Origin of the sequence: Streptomyces bungoensis, assembly GCF_001514215.1 — a bacterium.
Taxonomy (GTDB): Bacteria; Actinomycetota; Actinomycetes; order Streptomycetales; family Streptomycetaceae; genus Streptomyces; species Streptomyces bungoensis.
In genome coordinates, this window is the sequence record NZ_KQ948864.1 from 160,353 (window position 1) to 176,179 (window position 15,827).

General features: G+C 71.7%; 11 protein-coding genes and 4 pseudogenes. 8 read left to right on the forward strand and 7 right to left on the reverse strand.

The genetic code is table 11. The features are described 5' to 3' along the window. Positions 1 to 40: 40 nt before the first annotated feature. From AQJ66_RS25350 to AQJ66_RS25355, 3 genes and pseudogenes are all read right to left on the reverse strand, one after another. Entirely contained in the window at positions 41 to 1,393 is a 1,353-nt protein-coding gene (locus tag AQJ66_RS25350) for a S53 family peptidase (protein ID WP_061926603.1), read from the reverse strand. A 213-nt stretch (positions 1,394 to 1,606) separates the two neighbouring features. Next, positions 1,607 to 1,744, reverse strand: a pseudogene (locus AQJ66_RS40310) (ASCH domain-containing protein); the annotation flags it as partial. A gap of 18 nt (positions 1,745 to 1,762) precedes the next feature. Continuing rightward, positions 1,763 to 2,326 carry a hypothetical protein gene (locus tag AQJ66_RS25355; protein WP_208611452.1) on the reverse strand — a complete coding sequence of 188 codons (564 nt, stop codon included), beginning with the start codon at positions 2,324 to 2,326 and terminating at the stop codon, positions 1,763 to 1,765. A gap of 343 nt (positions 2,327 to 2,669) precedes the next feature. On the opposite strand from AQJ66_RS25355, the pseudogene AQJ66_RS25360 reads away from it, so the two are divergent. After that, positions 2,670 to 2,915, forward strand: a pseudogene (locus tag AQJ66_RS25360) (DUF2238 domain-containing protein); the annotation flags it as partial. 223 nt (positions 2,916 to 3,138) lie between these two features. On the opposite strand, the gene AQJ66_RS25365 reads toward AQJ66_RS25360, so the two are convergent. Further along, complete coding sequence (locus tag AQJ66_RS25365; protein WP_061926605.1) at positions 3,139 to 4,011, reverse strand: helix-turn-helix transcriptional regulator; 873 nt, start codon at positions 4,009 to 4,011, stop codon at positions 3,139 to 3,141. A gap of 189 nt (positions 4,012 to 4,200) precedes the next feature. Here AQJ66_RS25365 and AQJ66_RS25370 point away from each other — a divergent pair, with 189 nt between their 5' ends. The 5 genes and pseudogenes from AQJ66_RS25370 to AQJ66_RS25385 all read left to right on the forward strand — a co-directional run bounded on the left by AQJ66_RS25370 (position 4,201) and on the right by AQJ66_RS25385 (position 8,240). After that, on the forward strand, positions 4,201 to 4,962 hold the full coding sequence (locus tag AQJ66_RS25370) for an SDR family oxidoreductase (protein ID WP_061926607.1): 762 nt from the start codon (positions 4,201 to 4,203) through the stop codon (positions 4,960 to 4,962). Positions 4,963 to 5,279: 317 nt separating this feature from the next. Beyond that, on the forward strand, positions 5,280 to 5,678 hold the full coding sequence (locus tag AQJ66_RS25375) for a hypothetical protein (RefSeq protein ID WP_159052638.1): 399 nt from the start codon (positions 5,280 to 5,282) through the stop codon (positions 5,676 to 5,678). A 380-nt stretch (positions 5,679 to 6,058) separates the two neighbouring features. Beyond that, positions 6,059 to 6,952 (forward strand): annotated as a pseudogene (locus AQJ66_RS37755) (lysozyme); the annotation flags it as partial. Positions 6,953 to 6,991: 39 nt separating this feature from the next. Further along, complete coding sequence (locus AQJ66_RS40315; protein WP_279617341.1) at positions 6,992 to 7,375, forward strand: peptidoglycan-binding domain-containing protein; 384 nt, start codon at positions 6,992 to 6,994, stop codon at positions 7,373 to 7,375. An 85-nt stretch (positions 7,376 to 7,460) separates the two neighbouring features. Next, positions 7,461 to 8,240 carry a D-Ala-D-Ala carboxypeptidase family metallohydrolase gene (locus AQJ66_RS25385; RefSeq protein ID WP_079060422.1) on the forward strand — a complete coding sequence of 260 codons (780 nt, stop codon included), beginning with the start codon at positions 7,461 to 7,463 and terminating at the stop codon, positions 8,238 to 8,240. Positions 8,241 to 8,328: 88 nt separating this feature from the next. Here AQJ66_RS25385 and AQJ66_RS25390 read toward each other — a convergent pair. The 3 genes and pseudogenes from AQJ66_RS25390 to AQJ66_RS25400 all read right to left on the reverse strand — a co-directional run. After that, a pseudogene (locus tag AQJ66_RS25390) lies at positions 8,329 to 8,523 on the reverse strand (amino acid transporter); the annotation flags it as partial. A 22-nt stretch (positions 8,524 to 8,545) separates the two neighbouring features. Next, on the reverse strand, positions 8,546 to 11,401 hold the full coding sequence (locus AQJ66_RS25395; protein ID WP_061926612.1) for an AAA family ATPase: 2,856 nt from the start codon (positions 11,399 to 11,401) through the stop codon (positions 8,546 to 8,548). 577 nt (positions 11,402 to 11,978) lie between these two features. Next, positions 11,979 to 13,169 (reverse strand): helix-turn-helix domain-containing protein, encoded by a 1,191-nt coding sequence (locus AQJ66_RS25400; protein WP_079060423.1) that lies wholly within the window; start codon positions 13,167 to 13,169, stop codon positions 11,979 to 11,981. 191 nt (positions 13,170 to 13,360) lie between these two features. Here AQJ66_RS25400 and AQJ66_RS25405 point away from each other — a divergent pair, with 191 nt between their 5' ends. Together AQJ66_RS25405 and AQJ66_RS25410 are read left to right on the forward strand one after the other, a co-directional pair. Further along, the gene (locus AQJ66_RS25405) at positions 13,361 to 14,086 is read left to right on the forward strand and encodes a response regulator transcription factor (protein ID WP_061926616.1); all 726 of its coding nucleotides are present in this window, start codon (positions 13,361 to 13,363) and stop codon (positions 14,084 to 14,086) included. A gap of 4 nt (positions 14,087 to 14,090) precedes the next feature. Next, complete coding sequence (locus AQJ66_RS25410) at positions 14,091 to 15,584, forward strand: sensor histidine kinase (protein ID WP_061926618.1); 1,494 nt, start codon at positions 14,091 to 14,093, stop codon at positions 15,582 to 15,584. The last annotated feature ends 243 nt before the right edge of the window (positions 15,585 to 15,827 follow it).

Below are 15,827 nucleotides of genomic sequence, written 5' to 3' on the forward strand. Positions count from 1 at the left end.
CGGGTGGGGACCCGGGCCGTTCTTGTGTCGTCGTCAGGCGTCAGCCGTGGCGGCTCGCCTTGGCGAGAGCCGGGACGAACTTCAGGGCGTCCACGGTGCCCACGCCGGTGGCGAGGTCGTAGCCGTTGACGGCCTTGTAGCCGGTCACGCCCTGGTAGCTGTTGTTCGTGCCGTCGTTGACGTCGACGACGCCGTTGGCCTTGGCGTGGTGGGCGTACAGGCCGTACAGCGCCTGCTGGATGTTGCCCACCCGGTGGCCGCCCGCCTGGTCGGCGAGCGCGACGATGCCCGCGAAGAGCGGGGTGGCCTCGCTGGTGCCGCCGCTGACGTCCCAGCCCACGGCGGTCGGGTCGTAGCTGGAGTAGATCCAGGCACCGCCGTTGACCGCGGCGGTCATGGAGATGTCGGGGGTGCCGCGGCGGGTGCCGACCTTGCCCTTCACACCGTTCTGGAAGGACGGGCGGTTGAAGACGTGGGACTGGCCGCCACCGCCGGAGCCGTAGTCGTTGTAGACGCTGTCCGGCTTGACGCGGTCGCCCTTGTCGTTCAGGTGCAGCTGGGTGCCGCCGATGGAGGTGACCAACGGGTCGGAGGACGGCCAGGAGTTGACGCGCTTGCCGTAGTACGTCTTGCCGTCGAGCTTCAGGTCGGTCGCGCCGCCGTCGCCGGAGGCCGCCAGCACGGTCACGTGCTTGCGGTTCGCGTCCTGGAAGGCGTACCGCAGCTTCTTGATGCTGGAGAAGTCGCCCCTGTCGAAGCCGGGGAAGGTGTTCTCCGTGGCGCCGAAGCTCTGGCTGATGACGTCGCCGACACCGTGGTCGATCATGTACTTCTCGGCGTCCATCATCTCCGGCAGACCGGTGGTGCCCTCGGTCTCGGAGACCGCCGTCTCGACGACCACGATCTTGGCGGCGGGCGCCACCGCGTGCGCCATCTCGACGTCGAGGGTGGTCTCGCCGGCCCAGCCGGTCATGTCGGAGTTCTTGGGGTCGAAGGCGGGGACGTGGCCCCACTTGACCACCTTCACCTTGGTGCTGGGCAGCCCGAACTGCTTGCTGTAGACGTCCAGGTCGTGCTGGACGGTCGGGGAGCCGTAGGAGTCGACGATGACGATCGTGCGGCCCTTGCCCGTGACGCCCTTCCTGTACAGGGCGTTGAGGTCGTACGCGGTGCGGTACTGCAGCGGGGTGTAGCAGTTGATGTGCCATTTGGCCTGGCACTGCTCGCTGGTCAGCGGGCTGCTCACGCCGTGGACCAGGGTGTGTCCGGCGACGGCCGGTACCGCCAGGGTGTGCGGTACGGCGGCGGGTGCGGCGGTCCCCAGAGCGGTGACCGCGAGGGCGGCGACGGCCGTGGCGGCCACGACGCCCAGCCCGGTGCGGGCTATGTGCATGAATCCCCCTGCGATTCGGAGTCTCACGAAGAGTGGTCGCGGTCAGATGAAGTGATCGCGAAGTGGTCTCCGCGCATCTCATCGAACAGGTCATGCACAGTTCAAGAGCGTTGAACGGACGATGCCGAACCCTTTACCGGGCGATGGCGACCAGCCACGGGGGAGGGAACGGACGGGATCGGCTTGGCGGACTGCCGGCGGCAGGTCCGCACGTCACTGCGCGAGCGGTCCTATCCGGATGGACAGAGCGCCGAGCGTTTCCTTCTCCGGTGGGTAGACGGCCCGGATGTCGGCGAGTTGCTCGTCCCGGCTCGCCGTCGGGTCGACGTTGGCCCAGCCGGCGCTCCTCAACGCCTGGCGTGCTCGCCCTCAGCCGCGGCCGGGCCAGGGAAATCCGAGCTCCTCGGCACGCTCACGGCTGCCGCCGCACACCCGTGCGTAGGACTTCGGGTCCTCTTCGGCCAGTCGGCGCAACGCGGCGGCTGCCTGTGCCTCGGGCGGGGTGCCGTCGTCGGGGATGTCCCAGCGGAACCGGAGGGGATGGTCGGCTCGTTCCGGACTGCCAGACGCCGGCCCCGGCACGTACCAGAACGTCACCACGGCGGTGTCCGGGGCGTCGAAGCCGCTGCTGATCCACCCTCGGCTCGCATCCCATCGGCTCAACAGGTCCGGCTCCTCGATCAGCCCCGCCTTGATCAGGCGGGCGGTGGTGCGAGCCCGCCAGGACCAGGAGCAGTCAGTCTCCGCCCTGGTGATCTCGGTGTCGTAGGAGCGGGCGTCGAACCGGCAGGCGGGCAGCTCCGGTGCGGGCTCGCGGGAGCCCGGCATGGTTTGCCGCCAGTTCTCCCACACCACCTGGTCCGCGTCTCGCCGGATGGTGACGTGGAGCGCGCCACAGCATCCCTCGGTGCAGTCGGCCTCGGCGAGTTGCACCTCGCGAGGCTCAGCCTCGGCCCGCAGTCGACCGTCGTCCAGCAGGTACTCGGGGCTATGGGCGGGCCCGCGGCCGAACACTAGAGTGGATCCTTGCCCGTTGCAATCTTCTGGGGCAGGGGGTAACCGCGCCGGGGCGGGACTCCGTCGGGAGACTCGCTCAGCAGATGCAGGGCGTGGTCATACAGAGCGATAGGAGGAGTGAGCGCGTTGCGCTTTTCCTGGGCGCTCACCAGGCGAGGTGGGACTCGATTCCGTAGGTCATGAGCACAGCTTGCCGGTCCGCTGCTCAGATCCAGGGCGAGCGACAGCAGCATGGCAGCGTTGTCGAGTGTGGGCGGCACTGGCGCCGCTCACCGTGAGCGCCTGCCTCGCCTTCAGCGCCTGCTTCGAGCTGCTGGAGTGGGCGGCCGCCGAGATCGGCGGGCACGGCGCGGACGCGTTCCTCGCCACCCATGGTGATGTGTGGGACACCCAGTGGGACATGTTCTGCGCCCTGATCGGGGCGGTCCTGTCGCTGCTGCTGCTCAGCAGGGTGCACGACCGTCACATGGCGGCTCTGCGGGCCCGCACGGCCGAGCACAGCTAGCGACGTTCGCATCATGCCGGTCCAGAGCGGGATCCGGTGCCGTGCAACGCTAGGCGGAGGATCGACCTCGCCAGGATGCGCCGCGAGCCGCCTCCGGGGCTTGCGGTCGCCGCGCGGGAAGGGCGACGCGACGGCTGGTGATCCGGGATCGGGGCGGTCTCGCGGGTGACGGCACCCATGCCGCGCGCGTTCGGCTGTGCGACGCCGGGGCGGCGCGTGTTCGTCACGGTGGCTTCGGGTGCGGGGCGTCCGCCGAGTCGTCGCGCGCCGTGCGGGCGGACTCGGTGTCCGAGAGTGCGGCGAGGAGCCGTAGTTTCTCGTCGCTGTCGCTGTCCTTGTCGGGGTAGTAGACGACGAGGATGACGTCTTCGACGGGGAGTTTGTCCCGGTGGAGACGTAGTTCACCGACGACCGGGTGGTGGACCGTGGTCGTGCCTCCGTCCAGGCTGCGGACGTCGTGGCGGGCCCACAGGGTGCGGAACCGCTGGCTGGAGAGCGCGAGTTCTCCGACGAGTTCGACGAACCGGGGGTCGTCGGTGTCGTCCCCGATGGTGGTGCGAAGGGCGGCGACGAAATGGGCCGTGGCTTTGGTCCAGTCCTGGTGGAAGGCTTGTTCCTCGGGATCGAGGAGGAGGGAGCGAAGCCGGTTCTGGCCGGGGCGCAGGCGGGGGGAGAGCGCGACGGCCATGGGATTGGAGGCCAGGACGTCGAAAGCGCGCCCTTCGACGAACGCGGGAATCTCGAGGTGGGCGAGCAGCTCGTGCACCCGCGCCGGTACGTGCTCGGGCCGCTTGCGGCGCGGCGCCCTGGGGCGTGCCGCGGCGAGGCCGAGCAGATACGCGCGTTCGATGTCGTCGAGCTGCAGGACGCGCGCGAGTGATTCGAGAACCTGGGGTGAGGGGTTCTTGTCACGGCCCCGTTCCAGGCGCAGGTAGTAGTCGGGACTGATCCCGGCGAGCAGGGCGACCTCCTCACGGCGCAGGCCGGGCACGCGGCGGTTACCGCCGGAGGGAATTCCTGCCTGCGCCGGGGCGACCAGCTCACGCCGGGCACGAAGGTAGCTGCCGAGCCGGTTGCCGGCTTCCTCATCCTTCATACCGACACCGTAATGCGGTGCGCGTGTCTCAGAGGGGGCCCTGGCAGGACCTGGGAAGACGGGGGCCCTGCCACACCCGGCGAACGCCGCCAAGACTCTGCGGTGACACCGTTTCGAAAGAGGCGGAGAACATCACTGTCCGCGCCGGGCCCGAGGGCCTACGGCGCCCTGGACTGAAGGGAAGATCTCGTGGATCTCTCCAACCGCACCGTTCTCATCGTGGGCGGAACCTCGGGTATCGGACGGGAGCTGGCCGGCCGGTTCACCGCAGCGGGCAGCACCGTGGCCGTCGGCGGCCGCAGCCCGGAGGCACTCTCGGAACTCGCCGGGGAAGGTTTCGGCACCTTCGGTGTCGACGTCACCGACAGTGCCTCCGTCGCATCATTTCGTGACGCCGTGCTCGCCCGGTATCCCGAGCTGGACACCGTGGTGACCATGTCGGGCGTCATGCTCCTGGAGGACCTGCGCGACCCCGCGCACTTCGAGGCGGCGGAGACGACGATCGACACCAACCTGCTCGGCACCATCCGGGCCATCGACGCCTTCACCCCCCATCTGATCCGGCGGGGCGCCGGCACCTTCGTCACCGTCACTTCCGGCATCGCCTTCCTGCCCTTCCCGCCCATGCCCAGCTACGCCGCCTCGAAAGCCGCGGTGCACGCCTACTCCGAGGCGCTGCGCGCGCAGCTCGACGGCACCGGTGTCGGCGTCGTCGAGCTCGTCCCCCCGGCCGTCGCCACGGCGGGTCAGGAAAAGGTGAACCCGCACGCGCTGCCGCTCGACGACTTCGCCACCGAGGTCATGGACCTGCTCTCGGAGAACCCCACCCCTCACGAAATCCTCGTGAAGGGCGTCCTCATGCACCGCTGGGCCGAGCGCGACGGCACCTACGACGACCTCGTCGCACGGCGCTCCCAGGCCCTGGCCATGCTCCCCGGCCGCGAAGGCTGACGCACTTCCCCCCGGCCGGCGGCCACGGCTCTCCCCGGCGCTCCTACCGCAGTCTGACGAGGAGCGGCTCAGTGAGCATGCGCACGGGCCCGTGGCCCGGTCGGTCGGCTCTCCCGAGAGAGCGCGCATCAGCTCGCCCACCTGCTGTGACTGCATCGGGATCAAGCGTTTGCAGCTCAGTGCGTGATCAGTCGGCCCGGTCGCGTGGCATCTTTGTCAGACCTGACGTCCCGGAACGAGAGTCGAGTCGTACGTTGATCCGTGTAGCGCGAGGAGCCACCGGGTTCTGGGGGCGAGGCGATGACGCGTTGCCGCAGGTGAACGTCGTAGCCTTCAAGACCGCCTGCCATGCGGTGGCCCGGTCGATCCGGGGCACGGTCGGCCAAGTGACTCCGGCCGGGGTCACGCCGAGTTTCCATACGGCTCTGATCACCGCCTCAGGCATGCGGTCGACCGTCCTGTGCCACGAGGTACTCCCGGTCGTTGCCTTCGTGGCGAGTCCTCCGGAGGCGGGTGATCCTCTGGCGGACTTCGCCTCCCCGCCGGCGTGGGCGGACGCATTCGAGCTGGGAGGCTTCCGGCCGTTGGGCGTCGGAGAACTGAGCATGCCGTTGGCCTCGACTGACACCAGCGAGCTCGCCGAAGCAGAGCTGGAACAGGTGCGTCACTGGTGTCCCCGCACGGTCGGCGAGCTGATGTTCAACTGGTGGGACTGATTCGTGTCATCTGATTGAGGTCTCGTCAGTGCGGTTCGGGTGATTGGCCTTTCAGGCAGGTGGGCGTCACATCACGCCTCGGTACTGTCGGTGACCGTTCGCGTCGGACGTGCGGACTGGCCGTGGACGCGAGAGGGCGGCCAGCCGGGCGCCGGCGGCCGGACCCTCGATCGCACCGGTCCCGGCAGCCGTCTTCCGTCACGGGTTCCACGCGCGTAGCTTGTTGTCAGAGACACCTCAAACGCGCGCACCAGTCACCTCTGGCACCACCACACACCACACCGACACGACGCCTCACGCGCCGGTCGGCGTACCGCACTCGTATCCGTCCGCCGCGGTCCCACCTCCCGCGGACGCCGGCCCGAACTCGGGGGAAAAGCATGCTCGCAGCAGTCCTGTCGCGGTTCGGATCCGCGAGAGTCGGCAGACGCCCGCTCCGCCTGCCGGCCCTCGCGGCCGTGGTGACGGCCGTAGCAACAACCCTGGCCCTGGCCGTCGCACTCGCCCAGCCCGCCTCCGCCTCCGTGACACCCGCGGGCGGTGCGGTGGCTCCCGTCCGTATGACCCACCCGCTGGACGACCACGCCGGATCCGGGCTTCAGCGCCTCGGCTCCGGCTCCGGCTCCACCACTCTCACGGCCGCTGCCAGCACAGGGCCGGCCGGTCTGGACGTCAGCGGCTACCAGGGAACCGTCGACTGGGCCGCCGTCAGGAGCGCCGGTGCCGCTTTCGCCTACGTCAAGGCGACCGAGGGCACCACCTACACCAGTCCTTCGTTCTCGCAGCAGTACAACGGCGCCGCGAACGCCGGACTGATCCGGGGCGCCTACCACTTCGCGCTGCCCGGCAACTCCAGCGGAGCCGCGCAGGCCGACTGGTTCGTCGGCCACGGCGGCGGCTGGAGCGCCGACGGCAAGACGCTGCCGCCCGCCCTGGACATCGAGTACAACCCCTACGGAGCCACCTGCTACGGGCTGAGCCAGAGCGCGATGGTCTCCTGGATCCGGGACTTCAGCAACGAGGTGCGCACCCGGACCGGCCGCTACCCCACGATCTACACCACCACCGACTGGTGGACCACGTGCACCGGCAACTACGGCGGCTTCGGCGCCACCAACCCGCTGTGGATCGCCCGTTACGCCAGCGGCCCGGGCTCCCTGCCCGCGGGCTGGTCGGCCCAGACACTGTGGCAGTACGCCGACTCCGGTACCTTCCCCGGCGACCAGGACACCTTCAACGGCACGCTGTCGGATCTCCAGAACTTCGCCAAGGGCAGCACCTACAACCCGCCGCCGACGGCGAGTTGGCCCACCGTGCAGCAGGGGGCCACCGGTGAACGCGTCAGGACGGTGCAGTACCTGCTCGTCGCGCACGGCGCCTCGCTGAGCGTCGACGGGTCCTTCGGGCCGGCCACCGACAGCGCGGTGCGCTCCTTCCAGTCCGCGCACTCCCTCACCGTCGACGGCATCGTCGGTCCCGCCACCTGGCAGGCGCTCATCGTCACGGTGCAGCAGGGCTCCTCGGGGGCCGCGGTCCGGGCCGTGCAGAGCCAACTCGTGGCACACGGCGCCTCGCTGAGCGTCGACGGCTCCTTCGGGCCGGCCACCGACAGCGCGGTGCGCTCCTTCCAGTCCGCGCACTCCCTCACCGTCGACGGCATCGTCGGCTCCAACACCTGGCAGGCGCTGGTCGCCTGACGCGGCCCGCCCGCACCGGCGGGCCCCGCCAGGACAGGGGTCGAAGGAACCGGACACGGACCAGACGCCGAGACAAGGAGAACTCATGAATCCAGCAGGACACCCGGGCCGCCCCGTCGGCCGCCGCGCGCTGCTGCGGGGCGCCGCCGGCATGGCGGCCGCGTTCGGTCTCGCGGCCGCCACCGACCTCGGCTCGGCCGGACCGGCGTCGGCCTACGGGTGGAGCCGTACCCTCCAGCAGGGGAATTCCGGCTCCGATGTGGTGGAGCTGCAGATCCGTGTGGGCGGCTGGGCCGCCTCCACCGCCCAGCAGACGTACGTCGCCTGGGACGGTTCGTTCGGCCCGGCCACGACCGCCGCCGTGCAGCGCTTCCAGTCGGCCTACGGACTGACCGCCGACGGCGTGGTCGGCCCGCAGACCCAGAGCGTGCTCAACAGCCTGGAGTCGAGCGACGGTTCGACCGCGCACTTCGACTGGAGCGAGTTCTACTCTGCCGACGGCTCCGGCTTCAGCGGCGGCAAGGTCGGCTCCACCGAGGTCAAGGAGAACGTGCGCCGGCTGATGTACAAGCTGGAAGCCGTACGCAAGAAGGCGGGCAACAGCTCCATCACCATCAACTCCGGCTTCCGCAGCGTCTCCCACAACGCGGCCGTGGGCGGCGCGTCCAACAGCATGCACGTGTACGGCGTCGCCGCCGACATCGTGGTCTCCGGCCACACCACCCTGCAGACCTACCGGATCGCCGAGACCTGCGGCTTCTCCGGCCTGGAGGCCTACACCCACTCGTGGCAGCACACCGACAGCCGCGTCCAGTACCCCTCCTACGGCTCGGGCTCATGGTGGTGGGAGAGCGGCGTGGTGTGACCCGCGGTCCGCGAACCACCGCCCCCGCGCGCCCGGCGCGCACGGCCGTCCGTCCCGCCGCTGCGGCGGGGCGGACGGCCGTGGTGCGTCACCCCACGGCGGCACTTCGGCGGTCGGCCAGACGCTCCCGCACCAGGGCGACGGCCAGGACCAGCACGGCCGCCAGCACCGACATGATCACCTGGTCCCGTCCCGCCGGATCGGTGAGCATGTAGACGAGCACGAACGAGATCATCCCGATGGTCGCCCAGGTCAGGTACGGGAAGAGCCGCATCCTCACGATGCCCCCTGCCCCGGCCCGGCCTTCACGCGTCTTCGTGCCGCGTCCGGGGACCTGTGCGTCCGTGGCCCCCGGCGAGCACGTCGGCGATCTGCCGGCGTCCCCGCAGGCCGAGTTTGCGGTACACGCCGGTCAGGTGGAACTCGACCGTCCGCTGGGTGAGGAACAGGGCCTCGGCGATCTCCCGGTTGGTGGCCCCCGCGGCCGCCAGCTCGGCGACCTGGCGCTCGCTTCCGCTGAGCGAGTCGGCCGGGGACCGGGTGCCCCTCCGCAGCCGGCCGCCCGCGGCGGCGAGGACGGGACGGACCTGGTCGACCAGGAGCCTGTCGCCGCACAGGACGGCCACGTCGATGGAGCGGTGCAGACGGGTCCTGGCGCCCTGGGCGTCGCCGCGCTGCAACAGGCGCCGGCCCAGCAGGTGTTCGGCACGGGCGTGCTCGAGCCGCCCCGGGCTCGCGGCCAGCAGGTCGGCGGCCGCCGCCAGTTCGTCGATACCGGGGTCGCCCTCGGTGAGCGCGCCGTGGGCGAGTCGCAGCATGCCCCGTACCCGGGCCGTACCCCACCGTTCGGCCGACGGCCCGACGCGCTCGACGACGTCCAAACCCTCTTCCACCCGGCCGAGTTCGGCCAGCACCAGCGCGGCGTCGAACCACCAGGGCGCCAGTACCGGACTGCCGATGCCCGCCGCGGTGAGGCTGTCGCCGCAGCGCAGCAGGCACTCCAGGGAGCCCTCCAGGTCGCCCAGCGCCGCCCGGATCCGGGCGCGGGTCATCAGGTAGGTGTGGTACTCGAGGGTGAACTGGTCCAGACGCGGCCGCCGGATCATGGTGATGAGGTCTTCCGCGCGACGTGGCTCGCCACGCTGCGTGTGGACGGCCGCGAGGGCGCAGTGCGCGGCCACCGCGCCTTCCACCCGCAGTTCCCGGTCCATGAGGTCGAAGGCCAACTGGGCGTCGGACAGCGCCTGGGTGACGTTCCCGGCCCACAGCCGGACCTGGGCGCGGGTGGCCGAGACGAGAGCGCAGTTCCAGGCCTCACCGCGGCTGCGGGCGTGCTGCAGGAGGGCCGTGAAGGCGGTGTCGACGGGCTCGATCTCGTCCGCCAGGTACAGGGTGAGTCCCGCGCCGAGCGCTCCCCAGCCGCCGAGGCCCGCGTCACCGAGGCGCAGGACCCGCCGGGCGGTCGGGACCAGCTCCGCGGCGGGCCGGCCCTCCAGGGTGCGCAGCGCGCACAGCATGCCGAGCAGCACGCGCTCGTCGGCCGTCGCGCCGGACGGCGGCGCGTGGTCGCGGAAGCGTTCGCGCACCTGCCGCACGGTCGCCTTCTCGTCGAGCCCGGAGACCAGGACCATCGCCTCCACGCGGGCGCGCAGTGCCTGGTCGGCCGGGGAGTCGCCCAGTTCGCCGACGGCACGGTCCAGGGTCTCGTGGACCAGGTCGAAGGCGCGCAGCGAGTTCTGGACGCCGAGTGAGGTGACGGTGTACTGGAGGACCAGCCGGCACCGGGTGCGGGGGTCGGTCGTCAGGGACAGCGCGTGCTCCAGGCGGAGCAGCGCGGTGCCGGGGTCGCTGTGGGCAAACACCCGCGCGGTGTCGGCGAGCAACTCGACGTCGTCCGGGTCGTGGCGCAGCGCCCGGGTGAGGTACTGGCCGGCGATGGCGGGCGCGCCTCGCTGTTCCGCGTCGAGTGCGGCGGAGCGCAGCACGGTGACCATCCAAGGGTCCGGGGTTCCCGGCAGGAGCATGAGCTGGGCGGCGATGTCCTCGGCCGGGCGCCCGGAATCGTCCAGGAGCCGGGCGGCGCGCTCGCGCAGCCGGGCGCGCTCGTCGTGCGGCACCGTCTTCAGCACGGTCTGCCGTACGAGGTCGTGCCGGTAGGCGAGGGAGTCGGGCCGCAGCAGGCCGGCGGCGCGCAGGCCCTCGGCGGCGCGGCGGGCCGGCTCCGGCTGGGTGCCGGCGAGCGCGGCCACCATCTCGATGCCGTCGGTCTCGAGCACGGCGACCGCCCTGGCCACGGCGCGTTGCTCGGCCGTGAGCCGGTCGATCCGGAAACGGGCCGCCAGGCTGTAGTCGGCTCCGTCGTCCGGCGCCGGGTCGTCGGCCTCGGGCGGCGGGGAGTGTTCCCTCCACCGGCCCGCCAGCAGGTGCACCAGGAACGGGGTACCGCCGGTGATCTGCACACAGGTCTCCACGAGCGCCGGGTCGGGCGGGTCGCCGAGGAAGTGCGTGAGGAGGGCGCCCACGCCCTCGGCGGTGAGCGGCCGTACGTCGAGGGTGAGGCACGAGGGGACCCCGGCGATCTCCTCGAGAGCGGCGGGGGGCGGCGGACACGCCTCCTCGGTGCGCAGGCTCAGCAGCAGCACGAGCGGCAGGTCCTCGGCCCGCCGCAGCAGGAAGCCGAGCCACCGCAGCGACGCCTCGTCGCACCATTGCAGGTCGTCGACGGCGAGGACGACCGGCCGCTCGGCCGCGAATCCGGCCGTGAGCCAGTACAGGCCCTGCATCACGGCGTAGCCGTCGGCGGGCGCCTGGCCGGGTGTCCGGTCCCGGGTGAGGGCCGGCAGGGCGAGGCGGGCGCTGCCGCGCAGCAGCGGGTGGCCGGCGGTGTCGCCCTCGGTCAGTGCGAGCGGGGCGAACAGCATCCGCACGGCCTCGTACGCGCCGCGGGCGTCCTCGGGGCACTTGACGGTGAGGACGTGGGCGTCCGCGGCGAGTTCGTCGATCGCCGCGGACATGAGCCTGGTCTTGCCGATGCCCGCGGGACCGCGCAGGAGGACGGCCCGGCCGTCGCCCAGTACGTGCTCGCGGATGAGGGAGAGTTCTGTGTCCCGGCCGACCAGCGGGGTCGCGTCCTCCGCCTTCTCGATTCTGGGCAAGGCCACCACGGCTCCTGTAGGGACTCGTTCACGGGGGCGTTCACGGAAGGTGTTCTTCGGGGTGTGAGGAACGGGATGCACGCGTGCTGTCCCGCCTCGTGCCGCACACCTGCGGAAAGCCCGGGCAGGACCGTAGCAGCGGGGGACGTGCCGCGAGGATCGCTCGAGCGGCGCTGCCCACGGGTCCGGGCACGCGGACCGCGGGATTCGGGCGGCAACCGCTGCGGTGGTCAGTGGCCGCGCCGTGCGGACCTGCGGGTGCCGCGGCGGGCGGCGGGCGGACGAGGACCCGGCGCGGGGCGTGTTCGGACACGGGGGGCGGCGGGTTCGGGCAGGAGCGGGTGGGTCTTCGCGACGCACTCCGCCACGGCTGTCGATTCGGCGGCCGGGGTCGGGGGCCGCCGCGATGGGTCCGGCCGGGTGTGGCCGGGCGAGTGTGGCCGGGCGAGTGTGGCCGGGCGGGACGGTGCACGACGGGCGTGGGGTGGGCCCGTGCGGCCGTTGCTGTCGCGGAGCAGTCGATGAGCTCCGGCGCCGGTGCTGCGGGAAGGGGAGGGACGAGAGGCAGAGCGGTGCGGCGGGGTCAGATGGCCGTGGCGACGGGGCGCAGCGGTGCCGCGGCCGGGGCGAGCGGGAGGGTGGCGTGGGGCCACAGTGCCGCTCGTGCGTCCTTCCCGGCCCCCGCGAGGCGGGCGCTGCGCCGCAGCCGGGTCACGGCGACCACGGCGAGGGCCGCGCGCAGCGTGGCGAGGCCGCGGAGCCTCTCGGGACGCTGGCCGGTCAGGAGGGCGATGCGCTGCAGCCGGCGGTCCAGTGTGTTGCGGTGGACGCCCAGGCTCCGGCAGGCCCGGTGACGGACGCCGTCGGCGGCGATGAGCGCGGTGAGGGTCTCCCAGAGAACGGGCTCTTCGTGCAGCGGCTCGACCATCCTCACCAGTCGTTCGGACACCGCGGGCGTCGCCGCGGCGCTGTACTCGACCAGGACGTCGTCGAGTTCGTACACACCGGGCGGGCAGCCGAGCGCGAGCAGCGTGGCGCCGATGCCGTCGACGACCGACAGGCCGCTCTCGTCCGGCTTCTCCCGCTCCCGGGGTGATCCGGGCACCGACTCCTGCCAGTACATCGCGATCCACACGTCGCCCGGGAGGTCCTGGTGGGCCCTGCGCGCCAGCGCGGCGGCTGCCTGCCGGTCCAGGCCGGCCGCCGGCAGGACGTAGGCGCCCTCGGCCGCCTCGAGCACGCGCGCGCGGGCGTGGTTCACGAAGACCGCGTCGATGTCGGCGAGGGTGCACGAGGGCGCGCGCACGCCCAGGACCGCGCGGGACCCACCGGCAGTCGCCGGGGCACGGCCGGCGGGGGCGCCCGCGGGCGGCGGGGCTGCGCCGTCGTCGCCGTCCTCGAAGAATCCGCAGCTCAGCTCCCGGCCGACCCGACGGCTCGCCTCACCGAGCCGCAGCACCATCACTTCGTGCCCGAGGGAGTCGCGGTTGTGAGCGCTGACCGTGCAGCGGTTGATGAGGCGGCGTGTCATGGTGCGCAGCATGGCGAGCAGGTCGTCGACCGCCCCGCCGCGCCGCGCCCATGCCCGGCCCTCGGCGCGGATGCGGGCCGCGCTCTCCTTGCTCCAGACTCCCTGGCCGGACACCACCTCGGTCAGTGCGGAGAAGATCTCCCGCTGCACTCTGCGCCGCGCCTCGTCCACGTCGTCGTTGTCGTTCTTTTCGACCATGAACAGCAGGTCAAGCTCGGGTTCGGCTCCTGCGTATGTCGTCATGTCCGGTCAGCAAAGTCCACCAACATCAAAGGTGCATCAAAGTACGCTCAGAGGGCGATCGGAATCCGGAGCCGATGGATCACCCCTGTGCCATCATGACCGCCAGCCCATGTGATTACTGTCTCCTTCGACTCGGCAGCAGATGTCGGCAGCTCAGGTCCGAACTCACTCCCAATGGTGCGACACACACGATGACCAGAAGCGACACGTCCCCGAAGTCGACCGTGCTCGTAGTGGAGGACGAGGCGAGCATCGCCTCGATGCTCACGATGGCGCTGCAGTTCATGGGTTTCGAGGTCGTCACCGCGGCACGCGGAGGCGAGGCGCTCACCCGCGCCGCCCAGCACGGCCCGGACGTGATCCTGCTCGACGTCGTCCTGCCGGACATGGACGGCTTCGAGGTCTGCCGGCGCCTGCGGGACACGGGGGTCGCCGCGCCGGTCCTGTTCGTGACCGCCCGGGACGCCGTCGCGGACAAGATCCGCGGCCTCGAACTGGCCGACGACTACGTCACGAAGCCGTTCGACCTCAACGAGGTGGTGGCCCGCATCCGCGCCGTCATGCGCCGCGGCCGCGAGGTGACGTCGGCCAACGGCCGCAGACTGCGCGCCGGTTGGGTGGAACTGGACCGGGACACTCGTGAGGTGTGGCGGCACGGGCAGCCGGTGCAGTTGTCCTCCACGGAGTTCGCGCTGCTGCGCTACCTGATGGAGAACGCCGACCAGGTCATCTCCAAGGCGCAGATGCTCGACAACGTGTGGAGCTACGACTTCCAGGGCGAGTCGGGAATCGTCGAGACGTACATCTACTACCTGCGCCGGAAGCTGGGCGACACCGACCAGTCCCTGATCCACACCGTTCGCGGAGCGGGCTACCTGGTGCGCACGACGCCGCCGGCGCACCCCGCGGAGGGCTGACGCCATGCCCACCGTCCCGGGTACCATCCCGAGCGGCGGCGGAGGCCGGGCGCCCCGGTCCCGCCCCGGGCTCAAGTCCGTTTCACGCAGGCTCACCGCGGGCTTCCTGCTGATCGTCGCGATCGGAGTGCTGGGCGCCGACATCTACTGCGTGCTCACCCTGTCCGGCCGCCTGCGGGAGCAGGGCGACCGGCAGATCGTCCAGGTCCATCGCCGGCGGATGCAGGCGCTGAGCGAGGGCCGCACGCTGCCCGCGGCCCGGGACGGCTCGTCGTGGGCGGTGGTGGGCGGGCGGGGTGAGGTGCGGCAGCGCGACGGCGCCACCTCCCTCACGAGCCGGTTGCCGCTGTCGCCGAGGGTGCTGCGCGAACGCGCCGGCGTCGGCCGTCCCACGGCCTTCGCGGGCGGGACCGTGCGCGCCGTGGTGTCCCGGCTGCCCGACGGTGGTTACCTGGTCACCGCCCGGTCGACCGCCTCCGAACGGGAGGCGGTGCGCACCCTGGTGGGTGTCGAGACCGCCGTCGGCCTCCCGCTGATCGCCCTCCTGGTGCTCGGTGCCCTGTGGTGCAGCCGGCGCACGCTGGTCCCGCTCCGGGAGATGCTGCGCAGTGCCCGGCAGATCGCGGAGGGCAGCGACGAGCCGTCCGCCCGCGTCCCCGTGGCGACGCGGTCGCTGCGGGAGCTGCAGTGCACGGCGGACACCCTCAACTACCTGCTGCGGCGCATCGAGGAGGGGTCCGTGCGCCGCAGGAACGCGGAGCTGAGGCTCCACGAGCTCGTCGGTGCCGCGAGTCACGAACTGCGGACCCCGCTCACCACCATCACCGGGTACACGCAGCTCGCCCGGCTCGGGGCGCTGGACGACCCGCACCGCATGGACCACGCGATGGAGCAGGTCGAGCGGGAGATTCAGCGCATCAACCAGCTGGTCGAGGACCTGCTGCTGCTGGCCCACCTCAGTCACGGCGGAGCGCTCGAACGCCGTCCGGTGGACCTGGCCCGGATCTGTGCCGAGGCGGTGCGCCGTGCCCAGGCGTCCGGCCCCCGGCACACGCACACCCTGCGTTGTGTGGCGGAGTCCCCCATCCACCTGGTGGAGGGCGACCCCGGACGGCTGGAGCAGGTGGTCGGGCACCTGGTCTCCAACGTGCTGATCCACACTCCGGAGAACACCTCGGCCGAACTGCGGCTGCGGCTGGACGGCGACCGCCAGGTCATCGACGTCGTCGACCAGGGTCCCGGTGTTCCCGAGACGGCGCGGGACCACATCTTCGAGCCGTTCTTCCGTGCGGAGCACGCTCCCCCGGCGGGCCCGGACACCGATCCCGGCCGGGGCCGCGGCCTGGGGCTGAGCGTGGCCGCGGTGGTGGTCAAGGCGCACGGCGGCTCCATCGGACTCCGGCCGTCCGAGCGCGGGGCGTGGTTCCACGTCACCCTGCCCGCCTTCGGCACGCGGCCGCCCGCCGACGTCGGGCAGACCCGCGCGGCGCTCTCCTGAGGGGTCGGGAGCCCGCGACGGTCCGGGTGCCGGGGATGTGACGGACCGAAACACGGTTGTCACCCCTGGCGCTGTCGCGCCGTCCATACTTCCCACGGCCTCACCACCTCACCGGCGGGCAGGACGGCAGTCGAGACGCGCCCGGGCGGAAACCCGTACCGGTATTTCGGGCCGTGAATTCCGCCACCGGCCGCATGCGGAAGGCCTAATTGATTGAATCACTAATGATTTCACCAGTGTCCC